15 protein-coding genes are annotated in these 24350 nt (G+C 40.4%); 11 read left to right on the forward strand and 4 right to left on the reverse strand.

The window, feature by feature from the left end; translation table 11 throughout:
• Positions 1 to 21 precede the first annotated feature (21 nt).
• The 4 genes from HWV58_RS17435 to kbl all read right to left on the reverse strand — a co-directional run bounded on the left by HWV58_RS17435 (position 22) and on the right by kbl (position 3384).
• Positions 22 to 597, reverse strand: a complete 576-nt coding sequence (locus tag HWV58_RS17435; RefSeq protein WP_090501759.1) for a TetR/AcrR family transcriptional regulator — start codon at positions 595 to 597, stop codon at positions 22 to 24.
• Between the two features lies 1 nt (position 598).
• Complete coding sequence (locus HWV58_RS17440; RefSeq protein WP_175635316.1) at positions 599 to 1006, reverse strand: Rieske (2Fe-2S) protein; 408 nt, start codon at positions 1004 to 1006, stop codon at positions 599 to 601.
• Between the two features lie 3 nt (positions 1007 to 1009).
• Positions 1010 to 2050: a phenylalanine--tRNA ligase subunit alpha gene (gene pheS / locus HWV58_RS17445; protein ID WP_175635317.1), complete on the reverse strand. Its 1041-nt coding sequence runs from the start codon at positions 2048 to 2050 to the stop codon at positions 1010 to 1012.
• Between the two features lie 146 nt (positions 2051 to 2196).
• Positions 2197 to 3384, reverse strand: coding sequence for a glycine C-acetyltransferase (gene kbl, locus HWV58_RS17450; RefSeq protein WP_175635318.1), 1188 nt, complete (start codon positions 3382 to 3384; stop codon positions 2197 to 2199).
• A 249-nt stretch (positions 3385 to 3633) separates the two neighbouring features.
• Between kbl and HWV58_RS17455 the strand changes: the two genes are divergently transcribed.
• The 11 genes from HWV58_RS17455 (at position 3634) to HWV58_RS17505 (ending at position 24280) form a co-directional block, all read left to right on the forward strand.
• Complete coding sequence (locus tag HWV58_RS17455; protein WP_175635319.1) at positions 3634 to 6081, forward strand: DUF5686 and carboxypeptidase regulatory-like domain-containing protein; 2448 nt, start codon at positions 3634 to 3636, stop codon at positions 6079 to 6081.
• Between the two features lie 168 nt (positions 6082 to 6249).
• Positions 6250 to 7191, forward strand: coding sequence for an oxygen-dependent tRNA uridine(34) hydroxylase TrhO (trhO, locus tag HWV58_RS17460; RefSeq protein ID WP_175635320.1), 942 nt, complete (start codon positions 6250 to 6252; stop codon positions 7189 to 7191).
• Positions 7192 to 7338: 147 nt separating this feature from the next.
• Positions 7339 to 10221 (forward strand): ligand-binding sensor domain-containing protein, encoded by a 2883-nt coding sequence (locus HWV58_RS17465; protein ID WP_175635321.1) that lies wholly within the window; start codon positions 7339 to 7341, stop codon positions 10219 to 10221.
• Between the two features lie 372 nt (positions 10222 to 10593).
• Positions 10594 to 13620, forward strand: coding sequence for a SusC/RagA family TonB-linked outer membrane protein (locus HWV58_RS17470; protein WP_175635322.1), 3027 nt, complete (start codon positions 10594 to 10596; stop codon positions 13618 to 13620).
• Positions 13621 to 13631: 11 nt separating this feature from the next.
• Entirely contained in the window at positions 13632 to 15122 is a 1491-nt protein-coding gene (locus HWV58_RS17475; protein ID WP_175635323.1) for a RagB/SusD family nutrient uptake outer membrane protein, read from the forward strand.
• Positions 15123 to 15142: 20 nt separating this feature from the next.
• Complete coding sequence (locus HWV58_RS17480) at positions 15143 to 15967, forward strand: LamG domain-containing protein (RefSeq protein WP_175635324.1); 825 nt, start codon at positions 15143 to 15145, stop codon at positions 15965 to 15967.
• A gap of 70 nt (positions 15968 to 16037) precedes the next feature.
• Positions 16038 to 17705 carry a glucoamylase family protein gene (locus HWV58_RS17485; protein ID WP_175635325.1) on the forward strand — a complete coding sequence of 556 codons (1668 nt, stop codon included), beginning with the start codon at positions 16038 to 16040 and terminating at the stop codon, positions 17703 to 17705.
• A gap of 12 nt (positions 17706 to 17717) precedes the next feature.
• Positions 17718 to 19082 carry a glucoamylase family protein gene (locus HWV58_RS17490; protein WP_175635326.1) on the forward strand — a complete coding sequence of 455 codons (1365 nt, stop codon included), beginning with the start codon at positions 17718 to 17720 and terminating at the stop codon, positions 19080 to 19082.
• 28 nt (positions 19083 to 19110) lie between these two features.
• Positions 19111 to 20850 carry a family 43 glycosylhydrolase gene (locus HWV58_RS17495; protein WP_175635327.1) on the forward strand — a complete coding sequence of 580 codons (1740 nt, stop codon included), beginning with the start codon at positions 19111 to 19113 and terminating at the stop codon, positions 20848 to 20850.
• A gap of 154 nt (positions 20851 to 21004) precedes the next feature.
• Entirely contained in the window at positions 21005 to 23302 is a 2298-nt protein-coding gene (gene bglX / locus HWV58_RS17500; RefSeq protein WP_175635328.1) for a beta-glucosidase BglX, read from the forward strand.
• Positions 23303 to 23500: 198 nt separating this feature from the next.
• Complete coding sequence (locus HWV58_RS17505) at positions 23501 to 24280, forward strand: carboxylesterase family protein (protein ID WP_175635329.1); 780 nt, start codon at positions 23501 to 23503, stop codon at positions 24278 to 24280.
• Positions 24281 to 24350 lie beyond the last annotated feature (70 nt).

The following is a 24350-nucleotide window of genomic DNA, read 5'->3' on the forward strand; positions in this document are numbered from 1 at the left end:
AATTTATGCACGGTTTGTGCACTAAAGTGCAGCTTTTACCAAAAATGGCAATATTTCTTTTTGAAAACTTACGAAATTCTTGCGCACATCAGAATCGCTAACCGAAGTAAAAGCGAATGAGAATACAATACTTTTACTTGCCTTAAGCAGAAAAGCCAGGCCTTCGCGGCGGGCTGGATTATTTTTAAAATTATCTAACTGCAGGTAAGCCGCCAGCAATAATGCTTCCAGCTGATCTGACAAATGTTTTAAAAACTCCTGAGAGTTTGCGTTTTCGCGTACAAAATCCCAGCCGATAAATTCGTTGCAGGCTGTAAAAGATAAACGGCTGGTTTTCATTACCAGTGCTTTTAAATGCTCTTCTTCGCTCGCGTAACTTACTTTGTTATTTAATATTTCGTAAAGGTTCTGATCCAGGTAATCCATCAGTATACTGTCTAAAACCTGCTCTTTACTTTCAAAGTATTTATAAATAGTTGCTTTAGCGATGCGTGCTTTTTTAGCAATTTCGTTTACACTGGTTTTATGATAACCGTATTTTCTGAAGAGTTCTTTGGCCGCCTTTTTTACTGTTTCTTTTATTTTTTCAGCTTCCATTCTAATTGCTTACGTGTATTAATGTATTGCCCTGTACTGAAACATTGTAGCTTTTTAAGCTTCTTTCGGCAGGGGCTTTTTGTGGGCTGCCATCATACAATGAAAATTTTGCTCCCGAACAAGGGTCTGTTGCAGTTACCCCACTATCATCAGGTGCTACCTTGCATATTTTCTCCGGGTTTACCGTACTGCAGCGATCAAAAGCAACATAGGTATTAAATGGTGTTTTAACCACAAGCAATCCGCCAACGCCATAACCGGATACAACCAAAACATTGTTAACTGCTTTTAGGCTAAACTCAGTTAACGTAACATTATAGTTTACCGGAACATCAGGAATGTAGCCCTGGTCTTTGCCGCAACCTGCAGTAAAGATCAAGACCAACAATATGCTGTAGAGATACCTCATGTTTTAGATTAAAGCCGATTTAAACTGCTTTAAAAAGCGTGCATCGTTTTCTGAGAACAGGCGTAAATCTTTAATTACGTATTTCAGGTTGGCTATACGTTCTATACCCATTCCAAATGCAAATCCGCTGTATTTTTTCGAATCGATACCACAGTTTTCCAATACATTCGGATCTACCATACCGCAACCCAAAATTTCTACCCAACCACTGTGTTTACAAAGCTGGCAACCCGCACCTTTACAAATGGTACAGGAAATATCCATCTCAGCAGAAGGTTCAGTAAAAGGGAAATACGATGGGCGGAAACGAACTTTAGTACCTTCCCCATACAGCTCCTGTACAAAGTAAAACAAGGTTTGCTTTAAATCTGCAAATGAAACATTTTCATCCACATACAAACCTTCTATTTGGTGGAAAAAGCAGTGTGCCCTTGCCGAGATCGCTTCGTTACGATATACGCGTCCTGGCATAATGGCCCTGAATGGCGGCTGTCCCTGCTCCATCATCCGTACCTGTACAGAAGAGGTGTGCGTACGTAAGGCAATATCGCCTTTTTCGCCACCTTTTTTAATGAAGAAGGTATCCTGCATATCTCTTGCCGGATGCTCTTCAGGGAAGTTTAGTGCGGAGAAGTTATGCCAGTCGTCTTCAATCTCCGGTCCTTCGGCTACAGTAAAGCCAAGTTTGGCAAAAATCTCCACAATCTCTCTACGCACAAGCGCCAGCGGGTGACGGGAGCCAATCTCGAAACCTTCGCCCGGCAATGTCATATCGGGTTGTGTGTGATCTGTTTGCTGATCAGAACTTTCTGTCGATTCTTTTAACACCTGGTATTTCGATTCGGCCAGTTGCTTAAACTCGTTCAGCACCTTACCTAAAGATCTTTTTTCTTCGACAGAAACTGTTTTAAATTCTTCGAAAATCTCTTTAATGATACCCTTGCTTCCTAAATATTTAATACGGAACTGCTCTAACTCATCTGCTTTTTCGGTTACAAAAGCATTGATTTTTTCGGTATATTGTGTTATTTTATCCTGTAACATGGCTTCAAATATACAGCAAATTATCTAATATTTTTAAGGTTGCCGGGTTCAAATAATCAGTTTACAATAGCATTATAAAAGAAAATGAACCCGAAACAAAAAAAGCCGCAAGAAGCGGCTTTTGAACGATATAAATTTTAGGGCTATTAAATTACACCTAATTCTTTTCCTACTTTGGTAAAGGCAGCAATGGCTTTATCAAGATGATGTTGCTCATGCCCTGCCGATAACTGCACCCTGATTCTTGCTTTACCCTGAGGTACAACAGGATAGAAGAATCCGATTACATAAATACCTTCGTTAAGCATCTTCGCCGCAAACTCCTGAGCAATTTTTGCATCATAAAGCATTACCGGAACAATTGGGTGGAAACCAGGCTTGATATCGAAACCTGCAGCCGTCATTTTTTCGCGGAAATATTTTGTGTTTGCTTCCAGTTTGTCTCTTAAGGCAGTAGTTTCGCTCAGCATATCCAACACAGCAATAGATGCACCTGCAATAGCCGGAGCTAAAGTGTTAGAGAATAAGTATGGACGTGAACGCTGGCGCAGCATATCGATAATTTCTTTCTTACCTGAAGTAAAACCTCCTGAAGCGCCTCCTAAAGCTTTACCTAATGTACCTGTAACGATATCAATACGGTCAATTACATCAAAGTGCTCGTGTGTTCCGCGACCATTTTTACCAATAAAGCCCGTGCAATGCGATTCATCGATCATGATTAATGCTTCGTATTTATCGGCCAGATCGGCAATTTTATCCAAAGGAGCTACAGAACCATCCATAGAGAAAGCGCCATCGGTAACAATAATGCGGTGTCTGCAATCTTTAGCTGCAATCAATTGTTTCTCCAGATCTTCCATATCTGCATTTTTATAACGGAAGCGTTGTGCTTTGCACAAGCGAACCCCATCAATAATTGAAGCATGGTTTAGCTCATCCGAAATAATGGCATCTTCTGCATTGAACAAAGGTTCGAAAACCCCACCATTGGCATCAAAGGCTGCAGCGTATAAAATGGTATCTTCGGTACCTAAGAATTTAGAAATTTTGGCTTCCAATTCTTTATGTACATCCTGTGTTCCGCAGATGAAACGAACAGATGACATTCCATAACCATGATCATCGATCGCTTTTTTAGCAGCTTCTATCACCTTTGGATGCGATGAGAGCCCTAAATAGTTATTTGCACAAAAGTTTACTACCTCGGCTCCGCCACTTACCTGAATGTCGGCACCCTGAGGGGTAATTATGATACGTTCGCGTTTAAATAATCCAGCGTTCTCAATTTCTTCTAGTTCTTTTTGAAGAACCGGTTGTAATGTTTTATACATGGCCTTTAATATGGTTGATTGTTGGCTCCAAAGTTATAAAAAAAAGCCTTACAGAACCAAAAAGGCAATTTTAATGGCTTTATTAAAGAGACAAACGTTTGATGTAGATTGAAACTAACACCAGGCGATATATTGTTTTATAAAAATTAGCGTTGTTATTATTTTTTTGCCAACTTAACAAACTTTAACATACACCTGTATGTATAGTCTTAAAAGTTATTCGATATTTATAGTTTACTAATCTAACTTATGACAAGAATTTGCGCGCTCCTGATACTTTGTAGCCTTACCCATATTGCTTTTGCTCAACAATTTACAGTAACCGGCATAGTTAAAGATAGCAACGGGCAGCCTGTTCCTTTTGCTTCGGTATATTTAAAAAACACTACTACCGGCACATCAGCCAATGTAGATGGCAAGTATTCGGTAAAATTAAAAAGCGGTCAACAAACGCTGAGTTTTAGGGCTGTAGGTTACAAACAACAGGATCACATCATTAACCTTACCGATGATATTGCACTAAACGTAACACTAAGTGCAGAAAGCTATACTTTAGAAAACGTAAATATCAGGGCCAATGCCGAAGATCCTGCCTATGCCATTATGCGTAAAGCAATTAAAGAACGGAAAACACATTTAAATGAAGTTAGTAGCTTTAGCTGTGATGTTTATATTAAAGGTGTTCAACGCTTAAAAGGTGCCCCTAAAAAGTTTTTCGGACAGGATATACAAAAGGTTTTAGAGCTCGATACTAACCGCAAAGGCATTATTTATCTTTCAGAATCGCAGAGCAAATTCAATTTCAGCCGGCCAAACAATATCCACGAAGAAATGATTTCTTCGAAAGTGGCCGGACGCAATAATGCGTTCAGTTTCAATAAAGCCTCTGATCTGATTATTAATTTTTACGATAATTACCTGCTAGAAAACAAATTAAGCGCCAGAGGCTTTATATCCCCAATTGCCGATAATGCTTTATTCTATTATAAATACAAGTTGCTTGGCGAGAGCACTGAAAATGGAGAGCTGATCCACAAGATACAGGTAATTCCGCGCCGCGAAAACGACCCGGTTTTCAGGGGTATTATTTACATTATCGATAATAGCTGGAGGATTTACAACACCGACCTCTTCCTAACCAAAAATGCAGGTATCAATTTTATCGATACGCTAAACATCAATCAGCAGTTTACCAAAGTGAAAGAGGTATATATGCCAACTTCGATCAATTTTCAGTTCGCCGGTAATGTACTGGGCTTTAAAATTGCCGGTTATTACGTTGGCGTGTACAGCAATTACAATACAGATCCTAAATTTTCTAAAAATTTCTTCAGCGGCGAAATATTAAAAGTAACCGAAATGGTTAACAAAAAAGATTCAGCCTACTGGGTCAACAACAGGCCTATCCCCTTAACTGAAGATGAGAAGATAAATTACATTAAGAAAGACAGTATAGCCAAGCTAAAGGAATCGAAAAAATACCTCGATTCGTTGGAAAAAGACAATAACAAATTTGGCATTGGCAAACTCTTACTCCGGGGACATAGCATTAACGATCGTTACGATAAAGAATACTGGTATTTTGATCCGGTGCTTAGGGCAATTTTTTACAATACAGTAGAAGGCTTTGCGATTAAATATGGTGTTACTTACCGTAAAACTTTCGAAAACCGAAGGTCTTACTCCATTCGCCCGGAGCTGCGATACGGTTTTGCCAACAAGAAACTAACCGGAAGTTTAACCGGAAACTACTATTACAATCCGCTAAAAAGTGCGAGTATTGGTGCTTCATTTGGGAATGGTATTTTTGACCTGAATAACCTGGGCTCAATGACTGCTTTGGGTAATTCCATAAACTCGTTGTTTTACGAAAAGAATTTCCCTAAATTTTATGAGAAAAGCTTTGCCAACATTAACACTACCAGAGAACTGGCTACAGGCTTACAAGGTAGTTTAGGTGTTGATTACAGCAGAAACAAGAGCCTAACCAATAGTACGAATTTTAAATTTATCGATGCTAAGGATCGCGAATTCTCTTCGAACAATCCGTTTAACCCTGAAGCAGAAGTACCCCTTTTCCCAACATATAGCTCATTTAGTGCCACGGCAAGTTTAACTTACACCATCGGGCAAAAATACATTACGCGCCCGGATGGTAAATTTTATACCGAATCGAAATACCCAAGAATTACCGTTTTGTACAAAAAGGGGTTCAACAATGTGCTAAACAGCGATATCGATTACGATTTTGTAAAGGCAGAGGTTTTTCAGGAACGAATTGGCTTAGGATTATTGGGCTACACCTCATTTTTAGCCGGAGTGGGCAAATTTATCAACAACAAAAAAATGTACTATCCTGATTTTAAACACTTTTCAGGTAACATTTCTACCATTTTCCCACCCAATTTAAGGAAATTCCAATACCTCGATTTCTATCAGTTCAGTACCAACCAACAATACTTTGAAGCGCATTTGGAGCATAATTTCGCTGGCTTCTTTATGAATAAAATTCCTTTGTTACGGAAAGCCAGACTAGAAGAATTTATTGGAGGCGGTTACTTATCATCGCCAGAAAAAAGAAATTACAAGGAGTTTTACTTTGGCTTACAGCGTTTGGTTTTAAGGGCCAGCTACGGCTTTGCCTACGATGGAGGGCGCAAGCTGACGCAAGGATTCAGGATTTCTTACGGGTTCTAATATGGAAAATGTATGACGTAAGATGGATAATGGGAGTTTAGCCTCCATCTTACATTTCCCATCTTACATCATACATGGTACATTTTCCATCTTACATTTTAACATCTTACATAATTACCTTATCTTTGCACCGCTTTAAACGCCGTATGCAACGGTATCAACAGCGTTATGAAAAAATATCAGACACTACTTTACTATTGCTATAGTTACATAGCAGAGGCAGAGCAATTTGCTGCCGATCACCTTAAATTTTGTAAATCGCTAGGCCTGGTTGGCCGTATCATCGTTGCCGACGAAGGTTTAAACGGTACAGTTTCGGGTACTCCTGAAGCTTGTGAGGCTTACATGAAAGCCGTTCACACGGATGAAAGATTTGCCAAAACAGAATTCAAAATTGACGATGTAGAAGAGCTTTCGTTTTTAAAAATGCATTGCCGTTACAAATCGGAAATTGTGCATTCTGGTTTAAGAGATACCTCTATCATTAATCCAAATGAAAAAACAGGTAAACACTTAGAACCAGTTGATTTCATGAAAATGAAGGATGACGAGGACGTAGTGATTTTGGATGTACGTTCTAATTATGAGCACAATCTGGGTAAATTTAAAAATGCTGTAACGCTTGATATTGAGAATTTCCGAGATTTCCCTGAACAAATTAACCAGCTTGCCCAATATAAAGACAAGAAGATTTTAACCTATTGCACCGGTGGCATTAAATGCGAAAAAGCCTCTGCCCTATTATTGCACCATGGTTTTAACGATGTTTACCAATTGCATGGTGGCATTATCAAATACGGCAAAGAAGCTGGGGGGAAAGATTTCGAAGGCAAGTGTTACGTTTTCGATAACAGGATTGCTGTTGATGTAAACCAGGTTAACCCCACGGTGGTTTCAGTTTGCTATAACTGCGGTGTTACTACCCCAAAAATGATTAACTGTGCCAATCCGGAGTGCAACGAACACGTAACCCAATGCGATGCCTGTGGCGAACAGCTTCAGGGTTGTTGCTCGGAAGCGTGTACCACGAACCCTCGTAAGCGTCCTTATGATGGAACTGGTTATTATGTAAAAGTACCGCAGCCGGTTGGAAAACTTAGTTTAGCTTAAACTTACTCCTAACTTATTTATATAAAGCAGATGCAATATGAAACTTCATACTGCGTCTGCTTTTTTGTTTCGGTTGATCAACAAGTTAGTCAATTATCATTTTTTTATTTAATTTGTGTTTTAATCAGCATCCTAATTTAGCATTACATGCAAAAACTTCTAGGTTTTCTTTTATTGCTTGTCGTTTGTACTTCTACCCATATTTGCGCTGCTGATATTAAAAGCATTGGGGTACCGTATATAGAAAACTATCCAAAATCAGTTTATTCGTCGGGAAACCAGAACTGGAGCATAACAAAAGACAAAAATGGTGTAATGTACTTTGGCAATGCCGAGGGTTTATTAACTTTTGATGGTCGTTACTGGCAGAAATACAGGATGCCAAACCGCCAGATTGTTAGAGCTGTTGCAACAGATAATCAGGGTAGAATATATACAGGTAGCTTTGGAGAATTTGGCTACTGGGCTATCAAAAACAACAAATTAGGTTATAATTCACTCACCAAACTGCTCCCGAAAGGTATAAAAATAGATGATGAAGTTTGGAAAATCTACGTAGATCGCGACCGGGTAATTTTCCAATCCTTTTCGAAAATCTTTATTTACAAAAACAATAAAATCGAAGTGGTAAAGTCTCCGTCTTCTTTTTTGTTTCTGCATAAAGTTAATCAACGGTATTTTATTGAGGTGCTGGAGCAGGGCCTGTTCGAGCTGATTGGCAATAAACTGGTACACCTGCCGCAGAGTGAGCAAATGGGCAAAGAAGGAATCCTCTCCATTTTACCCTATAAAAACAACGGACTGATTATTGGCACGAGCAAAAACGGACTTTTTACTTACGATGGCAAAAATTTCACTCCCTTAAACACCCCTGCAAACAGTTATCTAAAAACCTATCAGTTAAATAATGGTGTAAATTTATTGGGCAAGTATTATGCTTATGGCACCATTTTAAATGGTTTAATCATTATCGATGAAAATGGCAGGGTTGTACAACGCATTAACAAATCGAGCGGATTGCAAAACAATACCGTATTAAGTTTATACGCCGATAATGAGCAAAACCTATGGACAGGTTTGGATAACGGGATCGACCGCATTGAACTCAATTCTCCCCTCTATTTTTACTTTGATAAAACAGGTCAGTTCGGCACCGTATATTCCAGTATCATTTTTAACAATAAAATTTATCTCGGCACCAATCAGGGCTTATTTTACAGCGAGTGGTCACCATACAATCTCCTTCCCTTCAATTTTCGTTTAATACCGAATTCGCAGGGACAGGTTTGGGAGCTGGCCATTATCGATAATGAATTAATTTGCGGCCATAACAGCGGCACTTTTAAGGTTTTGGGCGATAAAATAGAATGGATATCGAGGTCATCGGGTGGCTGGACCATCAAAAAACTAAACTCTAACCCCAATTACCTGGTTCAGGGCACTTATACAGGTTTATCACTCTTTACCAAATCACCAGGTGCAGGATTGAAGTTCGCAACCAAAATAGCAGGTTTTGGAGCACCTTCCAGATATGTTGAGCAAGATAACAGAGGCGATATTTGGGTGGGCCATGCTTACAAGGGCTTATTTAAATTAAGCCTTAGTCCCGATTATACCAGGGTAACAAACACCAAATATTTCGACGAAAAGAATGGTTTGCCCGGTAATTACAACATCAATATCTTCAATCTGGAGAATAAAATCGTGTTTTCATCCGATGCCGGTTTTTATACCTACGATGAGTTGAGCAATAAATTCACCAAATACGAGGTACTCAATAAAAACCTGGGTTCTTTCGAAACCTCTAATAAAATTATTCCGGCGGGCAGTAAAAAATACTGGTTCATTAACCATGGTAAAACCGCATTGGTTAATTTCAGCGAGCCGGGCAAAGTTGAAATCGATTCGAACCAATTTAGCATTTTGGATGGCCGGATGGTGCAGTACTACGAGAATATTAGCAGGATAAGCGATTCAATTTACCTTATTAGTGTTGATGATGGCTTTGTGATTTATAACCCAACTGCCGGACTTAACAACCAGAAACAAAAATTACCGGAGGTGCTGATTAGGCGGGTTGAAGATATTACCGACAAATTTTCGCTAATTAGTGAAACCGGTAATGTTGAGGAGCCTACTGAAATACAGAACAGCAGGAATAACATTCGCATTTCTTATGCGCTCCCCTATTACAGGCAGGCTAAAGTGAAATATCAGTTTTACCTCGAAGGGTATTCCAGAGCCTGGTCTGACTGGACTTATGCCACGCAGAAAGATTTCACCAATTTAAGCGCAGGCACCTATACTTTTAAAGTGAGGGCAAAAATTGACGACAGCACGGTAAGTGCCGAAACGCTTTATACATTCACCATCCTCCGCCCATGGTACCTGAATAACTGGGCCATATTATTTTACACCATCTTGTTTGTGGTGGTTTTAATCATGGGCAAAAAGATATACGAAAGAAAGCTGCAACGCGATAGTCAGAAAATTACCAGCCGTTTAAAAGCTGAGCAACAGGAAAGATTAAGACAGGAAGCTGAAATTAGCGAAAAGCAAATCATTAAACTCCAAACAGAAAAACTTCAGGCCGAGCTGGCTTCGAAAAACCGCGAACTGGCTAATTCTGCTATGACGCTGGTGTATAAAAATGAGCTGCTTCAAAAACTGGCAGATGACATTACCAAGCTTAAAGATGAAAACGGGAAAAAACTCTCTGATGAGCAAACCCGCAAAATACAGAAGGTTATTAACGACGGTATGAACGACGAGCGTGATTGGCACCTGTTCGAAAACAGCTTTAACGAAGCGCACGAAAGTTTCTTTAAAAAGTTAAAGGCACAACACCCTGATCTGGTACCTAACGATTTAAAGCTTTGTGCTTATTTAAGGATGAACATGAGCAGTAAAGAAATGTCGTCGTTACTGAACATCAGTTTAAGAGGTGTAGAAATCCGCAGATACCGCCTGCGCAAAAAACTGGAAGTACCGCACGATAAAAATTTAACCGAGTTTTTAATGGAGCTTTAAGCTTCCGTGTTTCCATATTAGGAGGTAAAATTCATTATAAAATCAGCACACTATTGTTACGGAAACGTTTGCGTAAAAAACGGTTTTTATCACTTTTTTGATGTTTTGTCCCCATCACGCACTACATCATTACCTCTCATAGCACTTTTTCAAGCCCCACAAAATACTTGGTGTTATTTATACACTTAGGCAAGTGTTAATGTTTTGTTAAAATTCAAAAAAACTGCGTTTTTGACCCAAAATCGCATTTGGTTTATTTAGGTGTGAAACCTTAAAGCTGCTGTTGATGTATTAATGTAGAGGTAAAAACACTTGCACATCCACAAAAACAACCTCACATTTAACTAACAATTAAACTAAATTTTAATAAGCATGAAAAGAATCTTTACAAGAATTTCTGTTCTGGCCGTATTTTGTTTACTCGCAATTAACGTAGCATTTGCGCAAAACATTACTGTGAAAGGTAAGGTAATTGATGGCGGCGATAAAACTCCATTGCCGGGCGTATCTATCTTAATTAAAGGCACACAAAACGGTACACAAACAGATGTAAACGGCAACTACTCCATTAGTGTGCCGGGCAACGCTACGCTGGTATTTAACTTTGTTGGCTATACAGCGCAAGAGCAGGCTGTAAATAACCAAACCACTATTAATGTATCCTTAGCTTCATCAACACAACAATTAGAGCAGGTTGTGGTTGTAGGTTATGGTACGCAGAGAAAAATTGATGTTACCGGATCAGTAGCTTCGGTTAAAGGTGAGGACATTTCTAAACAAGCGTCAGTGAATGCAGTAAGCGCATTACAAGGTAAAGTTGCAGGTGTTAGTATTACCAATTCAGGTACTCCTGGTTCGACACCACAAATTACAATCCGCGGTACAGGAACTATTTATGGTAGCCTGGGCGTACTATATGTGGTTGACGGAGTTTGGTACGATGACATAAGCTTTTTAAACCCTGCAGATATTGCTGATATGAGTATTTTGAAAGATGCGTCATCTCAATCTATTTATGGTATTCGGGCAGCTAACGGGGTTATTTTAGTTACCACTAAAAAAGGCAAGAATGATAGCCCAGTTATTAATTACAATGGAGCTGTTGGTTATAAAAAAGTAACCAACCAGATCGAAATGGCAAATGCCACCGAATATGCAACAATTATCAATGAATTATCTGCATCAAATGGAGCCACTCAATTATTTGCCAATCCTTCCAGTTATGGAGAAGGTACCAACTGGTACAATCAGGGATTAAGAAATGCATTACAAACTACACACCAGATCTCTGTTAATGGCGGTTCTGAAAAATCGACCTATAACTTCTCTTTAGGTTATGATAATGAGGATGGTATTGTTAAAAATCAAAACTGGAAACGTTATACCGCAAGATTAGCAAACGATTTCCAAATTCTGAAATCTTTGAAAGTAGGATATTCGGTTTCCGGAACGTCTATAAATTCAAACGATATCAACGGAGCTATTTTCCGTCAACTATACGCTGCGGGTCCAGTAGTTCCTGTTTATTATGCAGATGGGACTTATGGCGATGCTAATGATTTCGGTTTAGGAGGTGGTAACAACTTCAACCCTCAGGTAACGTTAGACTATTTTAACCAGAAATCTAAAAACTACCGCATAAACGGAAATGTTTATGCAGAGTTAACATTCGCTAAAAACTTTACTTTTAAAACAAGTGCTGGTGGTGATTTTGGACAAAATGAAGTAAGAGGCTATACACCTGTTTATAAAGCAACACAGGGTCAACTAAATGACATTAGCCGCTTAACCATCAACAGGGATGAAAACAGAAACTGGATTTTAGAGAACACTTTAACCTATAAAAACACTTTCGGCAATCATAATTTAACAGTTTTAGCGGGTACAACTGCGCAAAGAAGAAAAAATTATTATCTCAATTCCAGTGCATTAAATGTCCCTTACAGCAGTGAAGGAGATTTATACCTGGCATTAGGTACAGCGAGCACCCGTGAAGTAGTAGACGGTGGAAGCTTATCTACTTATCTTTCTTATTTCGGAAGGGCAAATTATTCTTATAAAGACAAGTATTTATTAAATGTAACATTGCGTGCTGATGCGGCATCTCAATTTTTCGGGGGTGGCGATCTTTGGGGGTATTTTCCAGCAATAGGTGCTGGTTGGGTAATTTCCAACGAGGACTTCATGAAAGATCAAACCATCTTCAATAATTTGAAATTAAAGGGATCATGGGGTAAGGTGGGTAATGCCGGTGTACCAGTAAATCCAACAACTTTAACTGTATCTCAAGTAGCTGGCTATGTTACGGTATTAAATGGTGTAGCCTATACAGGTGCCAGCGTTGCATCTTTAGTTCCTTCATTCTTAAACTGGGAGCGTACAACGGGTACTGACATTGGATTTGAGGCAGCATTCCTAAAAAACAGATTGAATATTGAAGCAAGTTTTTATAATAAAAAAACAGAGCAGGCTATATTTGGCATACCAATCTTCACTTCGATTGGTACAGCTACTCCAAGCTTAATTGGTAATCAGGCTGATTTACGTAACCGAGGGGTCGAATTCCTGGGTACCTGGAGAGATCAAACTAAAAGTGGTTTAAGTTATTCGATTAGTGGAAACATAGGAATTAATAACAACAAAGTATTATCGGTAATTACGGGTTCAAACCCAATTTATAGTGGTGGACAAGGCATTGCTAACGGTGCATTAGCAACACGTACCGTACAAGGTGACCCAATAGGATCATTCTTTGGTTATCAGGTTGCAGGAATTTTCCAAACTCCTGCTGAAGTTGCTGCGTCAGCGCAAACTGGTGCAAAACCGGGCGACTTCCGTTATGTAGACCAAAATGGTGATGGCGCCATTGATGGGAAAGACCGTGTAGTATTAGGAAATCCAAATCCTAAATACAGTTATGGTATCAATACAACTTTCGCTTACAAAGGATGGGATTTAGCTTTAGACATTCAAGGTGTTGCTGATGTTGATGTTTACAATGCTAACATTGCTTACCGTTTCGGTAATGAAAACTTCAGCAAAGATTTTTACGATAACAGATGGCATGGTGCTGGTACATCTAACACTTACCCATCAGCTAACGTTGGATCTACGTCAAATGCTGCACCTAACTCATTCTATGTGGAAGATGGTTCTTATATCCGTTTAAGAACAGTACAATTAGGTTACTCGCTTCCTGCTTCATTAATGGGCAAATGGTCAATGAAAAAAATCAGAGTATTTCTTGACGCACAAAATGCTGTTAACTTATTCGGATACAAAGGATTTACTCCTGAAATCGGATATGATGCCAACAGTGGCCCTATTTCAAGAGGTATAGATGCAAATGTTTATCCGCTTGCAGCTACATACAGATTAGGTGTTCAGGTTCAATTCTAATAATTAAGACAATGAAATTAAATCATAAAAATACATACATCCAAAAGCTGGGCTTAATTGCAATCCTAGCTACCACTTTGGTAATGCCTGCATGTAAAAAGGAATTTTTAAATGTAGATCCACAGGCAAAACAACCAGAGGCTACCTTTTGGAAAACAGCAGACGACGCTTCAAAAGCTGTAATCGCTATTTATGGTAACTTAAGAAGCTGGGGTAACACTGCCTTCCCTGCTTTAGCTGTTGAAAGTATTCCTGGCGATGACGCCGAGAAAGGAAGTACGGCAAACGATGCCAGTTATTTAAATAACTTTGACAATTACACAGCATCTTCAACAGAAGGTCAATTTGGAGGTTTCTGGCAGGCACAGTACCAAAACATTAATTTATGTAACCAGGTTTTAGATAACGTTCCTGGAATTAACATGGATGCCAGTCTAAAAGCACGTTACCTAGCAGAAGCCAAATTTGTTCGCGCTTATTCCTATTTCAGGTTAGTAAGAGCATTTGGTGATATACCTTTACGTTTAACGGTGCCTAAAGATGTTTCTGAGTTTAATATTCCGAGAACACCTAAAGCCCAGGTATATGCGGCAATCGAAAAAGACTTAGATGAGGCTGCTGCAGTGTTGCCACAAACCTATCCGGCCGCCGATTTAGGCAGAGCAACTAAAGGCGCTGCTTTGGGTTTACACGCTAAAGTTGCCATGTATCTAGGTAAATGGGACCAGGTTTTATCGTACACCAATACCGTTATGACTTTAGGTTATGATTTATATCCTAATTTTCAGGAAGGCTTTAGAACCAACCATGAAAACAACGTAGAGTCTGTATTTGAAATTCAATGCGCACTTTTATTGAATAATAAAGATGCATCAAATTCGCAGTACAGCCAGGTACAAGGTGCAAGAGCAAACACGCCAGACCTTGGATGGGGTTTCAACGTACCAACACCAGCATTGGACGCAGCTTTCGAAGCAGGCGATGTTCGTCGGAACGCAACAATTCTTTACAGAGGGGAAACTACTCCACAAGGTGATGCAATCTCTAACAGCGCAGATAATCCGATGTATAATGAGAAATCTTACGTACCATTTGCCAACATTATCTCTGGTTATACACAGGGAGCTGACCAAAACGTACGTGTACTTCGCTTTGCCGATGTTCTTTTGATGAACGCAGAAGCCGCTAACGAGCTAAACAATCCAACTTTAGCTAAAACTTCATTAAACAGGGTTCGTGCACGTGCACGCGGTGGTGTAGCTGGTGTTGTTCCTGATGTTACAACAAGTGATAAAGATGCACTGCGTCAGGCCATCTGGAAAGAAAGACAACTTGAGTTAGCGATGGAATCTGATCGTTACTTTGATGTAATTCGCCAGGGTCGTGGTACTGCTGTATTTGGTGCCAAAGGCTGGAAAGCTGGTAAAAACGAAGTTTGGCCTATTCCGTCAACTGAGATTGATATAAGTGTAGGTGTTTTGACACAAAATCCTGGATACTAACCTCTTCAATTGATTAAAAAATGAAAACAAAATATTTATTATTGGCAGTTGTGGGTTTAGGCTTATCTTCTTGTCAGAAAAAATTTGATCCATCAAGCTATGCTCCCGCTTTGAATATTGGTGGTTACACAAGTGCCAAACAAGTTGCACCCAGCAATTTAGTTGCCTATTGGGCATTTGATGGTGGTTTAACTGATAGTGTTTCTAACACAGCTGGCGTTAACACCGGAACTTCATTTGCTACGGGAGTAAAAGGACAAGGCTTACAAGGTGCTTTAAATGGTTATGTGGTGTCCAATACACCCGCTGCCGTTCAAAACTTAAAAAGTTTTACCCTTACCTGCTGGGTTAACATGCCTTTAAACGATAAGGGTATTGTTGGACTTGTTGATGTCTCAAAATCATCAGACTTTTGGGGAAATCTAACCTTATTCTTTGAAAATGGTGGCGATGCAACTACCGGTAAACTGGTAGCACGTACTTATTCCGGAGTAGTAAATAACGGCGGTGATAACTTCATCAAAATCACCTCTCCATGGGGTAAATGGACACAAATTGCCTACAGTTATGACCAGACAACCTCTACATTTAAAGTATACGTAAACGGATCAAAACTTGGCGAAAAAACGGTTGCAAACCTGGGGGCATTAACATTTCAGAATGCAGGCAAAATGGTTTTTGGAACAGTTCATTTTCAAACCACCCCTAGCTTAACCACATCAACCGGCAAGCAAGACTGGGCCAGCTATTTAACGGGCAAATTAGACGAGGTACGCATTTTTAACAAAGCTTTGGCACCTGAGGAAATCAGTGCTCTTGCTAAGCTTGAAGGCAGAGGAAAGTAAAATCCCCACCTTAAAATAGGCACAAATAAAAGGGGTTGCCAAATGGCAGCCCTTTTTAAAATCTCCCGAAATGAAAAAAAACTACTACTTTATTCTAATTCTTTCTGTTTTTTTCTTTGCCTGCAAAAAAGGTGGCACAAACGATCCTGTAGTAGATCCGGTTGCGCCTCCATCAACTTATTCTTTTGCCGATTTAAAAGTAAACGGCACTTACAGCGGCTTTACCTATTATGGCTTAAACAATACGCCTGTTGTTAAAATTACCTTCTCTTCCGCTATCAATTTATCTTCTGTTAGTGGAAACATTACCTTAACCGATGCAGCCGGAAACACCGCAGCATTTACCCCAACCTTAGAAAATAACGATAATACCGTTGTAATTACCCCTTCGGCATTGCAACCTATTACAAAATATATTTTAAACATTAACACTGGCTTGTTGTCAAAAAGCGGGAACAAACTGCAATCGGCAATTACCGTGACCCTGATTACTGCAGTTGATGATACTGACAAATTCGCCCGGATTACAGACGAAGAACTGCTTACCCTGGTTCAAAAACAAACCTTTAAATATTTCTGGGACTTTGGCCACCCAACCAGTGGCTTGGCCCGAGAGCGTAATACTTCTGGCAATACCGTTACTTCAGGTGGCTCTGGCTTTGGTATTATGGCCCTGATTACCGGGATTAGCCGTAATTTTATTAGCAGAGCAGATGGGTTGGCGAGAATACAAAAAATGGTATCTTTCTTAAAAACAGCCGACCGTTTTCATGGTGCCTATCCACATTGGCTGGACGGAAATACCGGAAAAGTAATTCCATTTAGCGTTAAAGATAATGGTGGCGATTTAGTAGAAACTTCTTTCTTAATGGCAGGTTTAATTACCGCCCGACAATATTTTAACGGAGTTGACGCAGCAGAAACTACTTTAAGAGCCGATATTAACGCCATATACAACGGTGTAGAATGGAGTTGGTACCGGAAAGATAATGGCAATACCTTATACTGGCATTGGAGCCCAAATTACAACTGGGATATGAATTTACCCATAAAAGGCTGGAACGAGTGTTTAATTACTTATGTGATGGCCGCAGCATCTCCTACTTTTGCTATTCCTAAAACTGTTTACGATACCGGATGGGCACAAAACGGGGCCATAAAAAACGGCAGCAGCTACTATGGCGTTCAGCTTCCCCTAGGAACAGCAAACGGTGGGCCGCTATTTTTTGCGCACTACTCGTTTATGGGCATTAATCCAACTGGCTTAACGGATGCCTACGCCAATTACGAAACGCAAACTAAAGCACATGCTTTAATCAATTACAATTATTGTAAAGCCAATCCGCAGGGTAATTATGGTTACAGCGAAAACTGCTGGGGTTTAACAGCAAGTGATATTCAAGGTGGATATACTGCAAGTTCGCCAACCAACGATATTGGAACCGTAGCGCCAACCGCAGCACTGGCTTCTATGGCTTACACCCCTACCGAATCGATGCAGGCACTAAGATATTTTTATTACAAGCTAGGCAATAAAACCTGGGGCGAATATGGCTTTTACGATGCTTTTTCATTAAAAGACCAATGGTTTGCCTCCTCTACCCTGGCAATAGATCAGGGACCGATTGTAGTCATGATCGAAAATTACAGAACAAAATTAATCTGGAACTTATTTATGAGTGCCCCGGAAGTAAAAGCAGGAATGAAAAATCTTGGTTTTAACAGTCCAAACCTTTAACAACACACACAAATGAAACTCAAATTTCAACATTTATTAATACTTACACTTTTTACCTTTTCGGCTTGTGCTCAGGACAAAAAGCAAGGTTACAATCCCGATCTTACCATACGAAAAAACTTAACCGACGAGCAATTGCTTGATCTGGTACAGAAACAAACCTTCCAGTATTTCTGGGATGGTGCCGAACCTACATCGGGTGCCGGCCGCGAACGCTATCATGTAGATAATGTATATCCCGAAAACGATAAAAGCACAGTTGCAACCGGCGCTACAGGTTTTGGTTTAATGGCTATTTTAAGTGGTATCGACCGGGGCTATGTAACCAAAAAAGATGGGCTAAACAGATTAAATCAAATACTCGATTTCCTGGCTAAGGCCGATCGTTTTCATGGTGCCTGGTCGCATTGGATTTATGGCGAAACCGGTAAAGTACGCCCTTTCGGCCGCAAAGATAATGGTGGCGATCTGGTAGAAACTTCCTTTGTTGCACAAGCATTAATTTGTATCGATGCTTACTATAAAAACGGTACGGCAGCAGAGAAAGCTTTAGCCAAAAAAGCCGACGAACTTTGGAAAGGGATTGATTTTAACTGGTACCGTAAAGGAGGCCAGAATGTATTGTACTGGCATTGGTCGCCCGAATACCAATGGGAAATGAACTTTCCGGTAAAAGGCTATAACGAATGTTTAATTATGTACGTTTTAGCGGCTTCCTCCCCTACCCACACAGTACCTGCCGAAGTTTACCATCAGGGTTGGGCCAGAAATGGTGAAATTAAAACGAATTTTGATGTTTATGGCCATCCTTTTACCCTTGATTATCAAGGCCAGAAAAACTCGGTTGGTCCCTTATTCTGGGCACATTATTCTTATCTAGGTTTAAACCCGAAAGGATTAAAAGACCGTTATGCCAATTACTGGGAGAATAATGTAAACCATACACTGGCTATTCACGATTACTGTGTAGCTAATCCAAAAGGTTTTAAAGGCTATGGCCAAAACAACTGGGGTTTAACGGCCAGCTATTCTGTTAAAGGCTATGCTGCACATAATCCACAGGAAGATTTTGGGGTAATTTCTCCTACAGCCGCCATTTCATCTATTCCCTACACACAAAAAGAGTCGATGAAGGTGATCAGACATCTTTACGAAGATTTGGGCACCAAAGTTTGGGGTAAATACGGTTTTTACGACGCTTTTTCTGAAACCGATAACTGGTACCCACAACGCTATTTAGGAATAGATCAGGGGCCAATGATTGTCATGATCGAAAATTACAGGTCGGGATTGCTTTGGAAGTTATTCATGAGCAATGCCGATGTACAAAAAGGTTTAACCAAACTGGGATTTGAAAGTCCGGAATTGAAGAAATAAACCGGTAACTAAAATTTTAGCATAATAAATGAAACATATTCTATTCATCATATTAATCAGCCTCACAATCGGGTCCAAGGCACAGCAAAAAACCTATTGCAACCCGATTAATGTAGACTATGGCTATACCCCTTTCGAGTCTTTTACCGAATGGGGCCGGCATCGCGCCACGGCCGATCCGGTTATTGTTAACTATAAAGGCGATTTCTACCTGTTTAGCACCAACCAATGGGGTTACTGGCATAGTCCTGATATGCTGAACTGGAAGTTCGAAGAACGAAAGTTTCTGCGCCCATGGAATAAAACCAAAGATGAACTCTGCGCACCCGGAGTTGGCATCGTTGGCGATACCATGGTGGTTTTTGGCAGTACTTACACCAAAAATTTCACCCTGTGGGGCAGTACCGATCCCAAAGGAAACAAATGGTTTCCTTTGGTCGATTCGTTAGAAATTGGTGGTTGGGACCCGGCATTTTTTACTGATGATGATGGTAAATTTTACATGTACAACGGCAGTAGCAACAACTACCCAATGTATGGGGTAGAATTAGACCGCAAAACATTTAAGCCTAAAGGAACCCGCACCCCAATGTACCTGCTGCAAAGCTGGCGATATGGCTGGCAGCGCTTTGGAGAATACATGGACGATACTTTTCTCGATCCATTTGCCGAAGGTGCCTGGATGACCAAACACAATGGCAAATACTATTTTCAGTATGGTGCCCCCGGGACTGAGTTTAGCGGCTATTCTGATGGCGTTGTAGTGGGCAGTAAACCACTTTTTGATGGTATTCAGGCTACACCTCAATCCGATCCGCTGAGTTATAAGGGAGGAGGCTTTTCACGCGGGGCAGGTCATGGGGCAACCTTTCAGGATAACAACAAAAACTATTGGCACATTTCTACCAGCATTATTTGCGTAAAAAATACTTGGGAGCGCCGGATGGGCATTTGGCCTACGGGTTTTGATCAGGATGATGTAATGTGGACCAATACTGCATTTGGCGATTATCCGCTCTATCTGCCTTCCGAAAGGAAAGAAAATGGCCCGGCAGGTCCGGGATGGATGCTCATCAACTATAAAAAACCAGTTACAGTTTCATCAACATTGGGTGCTTTTCAGGCCAATAATGCAGTTGATGAAAGCATTAAGACCTACTGGAGTGCCAAAACCGCAAACAACGGCGAATGGATACAGACAGATTTGGGCAGCTTAGCTACGGTAAATGCCATTCAAATCAATTATGCAGATCAGGATGCTGAGTTTATAGGTAAGCAGACCGGTATTTTCCACCAGTACAAAATCCTTTCATCAGTTGATGGCAAAAAATGGAGTGTTCTAGTTGATAAAAGCCAGAACAAAACCGATGTTCCGCATGATTATATCGAGCTACCAAAAGCGATTAAAACGAGGTTCATTAAAATGGTTAATATCCACATGCCTACCGGAAAATTTGCCATTAGCGGCCTGCGTGTTTTTGGTAATGGTAATGGTGAAAAACCATCGCAGGTAAAAAACCTGATTGTGTTGCGCACCGAAAAAGATAAACGCAGTGCTTACATCAAATGGCAACCGGTTGATAACGCCTTTGCCTATAACCTGTATTACGGTACAGCGCCCGATAAACTTTACAACTGCATCATGATACACGATTTTAACGAATACTGGTTTAAAGCAATGGATAGCCAAAAAGCTTATTACTTCGCTATTGAAGCCATAAATGAAAATGGTGTTTCGGCGAAAACTGCAGTTAAAAAAGTGGATTAAAAGTAAATGCTAAGGCCCGTTTCTAACAGGTATGGAAATAAACAATCGTTTATAACGATTAAAAATACGATAGAATCGTAAAGCTATTTAGGCACTCGTTTGAAACGAGCGCCGGCTTAAACATAATAAGGAAAAAGAATAAAATACACATACAATGAAAAGAGCGAAAATCCTGGTTGTTTTTTTTACAGCCCTCGTACTGAACGCATCTGCGCAGACCAAAAAACCGGTTTCGGCCGAAGAAGCAAAGATGAATACCTTTATCAATAACCTGATGGCTAAAATGACGGTTGAGGAGAAAATTGGTCAGCTAAATTTGCCAAGTTCTGGTGATATTACCACCGGGCAGGCCAACAGCAGCGATATAGGTAAAAAGATCAAAGATGGTCAGGTTGGTGGTTTATTCAACATTAAGGGGGTTGAGAAAATCAGGGCAGTACAAAAGGTTGCTGTAGAAAATAGCAGGATGAAAATTCCTTTGTTGTTTGGTATGGATGTAATCCATGGTTACAATACGGTTTTCCCGATTCCATTGGGCATGAGTGCCACCTGGAACATGGATGCTGTTCAAAAATCAGCACGTGTGGCGGCCATTGAGGCTAGTGCAAGTGGCATCAACTGGACCTTCTCTCCTATGGTCGACATTTCGCGCGACCCACGTTGGGGAAGGATCTCAGAAGGTAATGGAGAAGACCCTTACCTGGGTTCGCAAATTGCAAAAGCCATGGTAAAAGGTTACCAGGGAAAATTGCAGGCCAATAATGAAATCCTAGCTTGTGTAAAACACTATGCGCTTTACGGAGCAGCCGAAGCTGGCAGAGATTACAATACCACTGATATGAGTAAGGTAAAAATGTACAATGAGTATCTTCCACCTTACAAAGCAGCCGTTGATGCAGGTGCAGCCAGTATTATGGCTTCTTTTAATGAGGTTGACGGCATTCCGGCTACAGGCAGTAAATGGTTAATGACCGAGGTTTTGCGCAACCAGTGGGGCTTTAAAGGCTTCGTAGTAACCGATTACACCGGCATACCTGAAATGATTGCACACGGCATGGGCGATTTACAAACGGTTTCTGCTTTGGCTTTAAATGCCGGAGTAGATATGGATATGGTTGGCGAAGGTTTCTTAGGCACCTTAAAAAAATCGCTTGCCGAAAAGAAAGTTGGTATTGATCAGATTAACAGGGCCTGCCGCTTAATCCTTCAGGCTAAGTATAAACTGGGCTTATTTGCCGATCCTTATAAATTCTGCGACGCAAACCGTGCAGAGAAAGAAGTTTTCAGTACCGAAAACCGGAGCGTTGCGCGCCAGATCGCAGCAGAAAGCTTCGTATTACTAAAAAACAACAATAATACTTTGCCACTTAAAAAATCAGGCACTATTGGCTTAGTAGGTCCATTGGCAGATAATACCGCAAATATGTACGGTACCTGGAGTGTTGCTGCTTTATTTGATAAATCGGTAACCGTATTGCAGGGTTTAAAAAATGCTTTAGGCAACAATGCCAAAATATTAACAGCTCGTGGATCGAATTTCCTTGCCGATTCTGCTTTAGAGCACCGTTATGTAAACATCCACAACCCTACCTATAAGCACGATTCGCGCACAGAAGCAGAGATGATTCAGGAAGCTTTAGAGGTTGCGAAAAAATCGGATGTGATTGTAGCGACCATGGGTGAAGGTTCTGAGTTTAGCGGAGAGAGCAGCAGTGTTACCGATATCCAGATTCCTGAAACACAAAAAAACCTGTTAAAAGCTTTGGCTAAAACCGGTAAACCTGTGGTTTTGGTGTTATTTACGGGCCGCCCATTGGCATTAAAGTGGGAGGAAGAAAATATACCTGCCATTTTAAATGTTTGGTTTCCGGGTAGCGAAGCAGGTAGTGCCATTGCCGATGTACTTTTTGGCGATGTGAACCCTTCGGGTAAATTAAGTGCTACTTTTCCTCAAAATGTTGGTCAGGTACCACTTTATTATGCACACAAAAACACTGGCCGCCCATTGGCCGAAGGTAAATGGTTCGAAAAGTTCCGTTCTAATTATTTAGATGTGAGCAATGATCCCTTATACCCATTTGGTTTCGGTTTAAGCTATACCACATTTAATTACAGCGATATTAAATTAAGTTCAAATACTTTAACCAAAGGCAAATCGATTAACGCATCTGTTACCTTAAGCAATACCGGCAAATACGATGGTCAGGAGGTAGTACAGTTGTATATCCGCGATTTGGTGGGTAGCATTACCCGTCCGGTGAAAGAATTAAAAGGTTTCCAGAAAGTAAGTTTAAAGGCTGGCGAAAGCAAAACCATCACCTTTACCCTTACCGAAAACGACCTTAAATTCTACAACTCAGATTTAAAGTTTGTAGCAGAGCCCGGCGATTTTAAAGTATTCATTGGTACTAACTCACGCGATGTAAAAGAAGCATCTTTTGCACTGAAATAAAGACAATTAGGTTTGGTTGTTAACCCTGTGCTATTGCAAAGTAGCCAGGGTTTTCTATTTTTGTGATAGGAAAGCATAATGATTGATGACCTTCCCGGCCAGAATAAAAATAAATCAGCCAGGTTCATCGTCAAAAACTACCCCGCAGGTAGGAGACCATTAAGGCTTGCAAACTACTTATAAAACATAAATATCCTGATGAAAACTTTTTCTCTCACCATCTGCTTTCTTTTTTCTGCGCTGCTTTTAAACGCTCAGGATTTAAAAAAATACGATAAAGGTAGCTTTATCAAAGGCAAAGATTCCATTTACTACCGAGTACTTTTTCCGGAAAACTTTAACCCGAAGGAAAAATACCCCTTAGTTGTTTTCCTGCATGGCAGTGGCGAAAGGGGTAACGATAATGCCAGTCAGCTGGTACACGGTGGCAAACTGTTTTTGAAAAACGATGTCCGCAAAAACTTTCCTGCTATTGTGGTATTTCCTCAATGCCCGGCAAATGATTTTTGGGCCAATATCAATTTAGACAAAGATGCCAATGGCAAACGGAAATTAAGCTTTGTTGAAGGAGGTAAACCAACCAAAATTATGCACGCCTTGCAGGGTATGATTAAAGACTTCCTGAAAAAACCTTATGTAAACCGCGAGCAGGTTTATGTTGGCGGCCTCTCAATGGGTGGAATGGGAACTTATGAGCTGCTGAGAAGAGAGCGTCGCAAATTTGCTGCAGCAATTGCCATTTGTGGTGGCGACAATACCAATAACATCGAAAAATACAAAAAAACGCCGCTATGGATTTTCCATGGTGCAAAAGACGATATTGTAGATCCGGCACTATCCATCGCCATTGCCGAACGCTTAAAAACCGTTGGCGACGAGGTTAAGTTTTCGCTTTATCCAAATGCTAACCACAACAGCTGGGACAGCGCATTTGCAGAGCCAGAATTATTGCCCTGGTTATTTTCGCATAAGAAATAGTTTATCAGACCTTACAGGTTTTTAAAACCTGTAAGGTCTAAATGAAAAAAGGTCTCGACTTAACATCGGG

It is taken from the genome of Pedobacter ghigonis, assembly GCF_903166585.1.
Taxonomy (GTDB): domain Bacteria; phylum Bacteroidota; class Bacteroidia; order Sphingobacteriales; family Sphingobacteriaceae; genus Pedobacter; species Pedobacter ghigonis.

Coding starts and splice junctions, on each gene's coding strand:
- HWV58_RS17435 (WP_090501759.1), bottom strand. CDS start 597: ATGGAAGCTGAAAAAATAAAAGAAACAGTAAAAAAGGCGGCCAAAGAA.
- HWV58_RS17440 (WP_175635316.1), bottom strand. CDS start 1,006: ATGAGGTATCTCTACAGCATATTGTTGGTCTTGATCTTTACTGCAGGT.
- pheS (WP_175635317.1), bottom strand. CDS start 2,050: ATGTTACAGGATAAAATAACACAATATACCGAAAAAATCAATGCTTTT.
- kbl (WP_175635318.1), bottom strand. CDS start 3,384: ATGTATAAAACATTACAACCGGTTCTTCAAAAAGAACTAGAAGAAATT.
- HWV58_RS17455 (WP_175635319.1), top strand. CDS start 3,634: ATGACAAGAATTTGCGCGCTCCTGATACTTTGTAGCCTTACCCATATT.
- trhO (WP_175635320.1), top strand. CDS start 6,250: ATGAAAAAATATCAGACACTACTTTACTATTGCTATAGTTACATAGCA.
- HWV58_RS17465 (WP_175635321.1), top strand. CDS start 7,339: ATGCAAAAACTTCTAGGTTTTCTTTTATTGCTTGTCGTTTGTACTTCT.
- HWV58_RS17470 (WP_175635322.1), top strand. CDS start 10,594: ATGAAAAGAATCTTTACAAGAATTTCTGTTCTGGCCGTATTTTGTTTA.
- HWV58_RS17475 (WP_175635323.1), top strand. CDS start 13,632: ATGAAATTAAATCATAAAAATACATACATCCAAAAGCTGGGCTTAATT.
- HWV58_RS17480 (WP_175635324.1), top strand. CDS start 15,143: ATGAAAACAAAATATTTATTATTGGCAGTTGTGGGTTTAGGCTTATCT.
- HWV58_RS17485 (WP_175635325.1), top strand. CDS start 16,038: ATGAAAAAAAACTACTACTTTATTCTAATTCTTTCTGTTTTTTTCTTT.
- HWV58_RS17490 (WP_175635326.1), top strand. CDS start 17,718: ATGAAACTCAAATTTCAACATTTATTAATACTTACACTTTTTACCTTT.
- HWV58_RS17495 (WP_175635327.1), top strand. CDS start 19,111: ATGAAACATATTCTATTCATCATATTAATCAGCCTCACAATCGGGTCC.
- bglX (WP_175635328.1), top strand. CDS start 21,005: ATGAAAAGAGCGAAAATCCTGGTTGTTTTTTTTACAGCCCTCGTACTG.
- HWV58_RS17505 (WP_175635329.1), top strand. CDS start 23,501: ATGAAAACTTTTTCTCTCACCATCTGCTTTCTTTTTTCTGCGCTGCTT.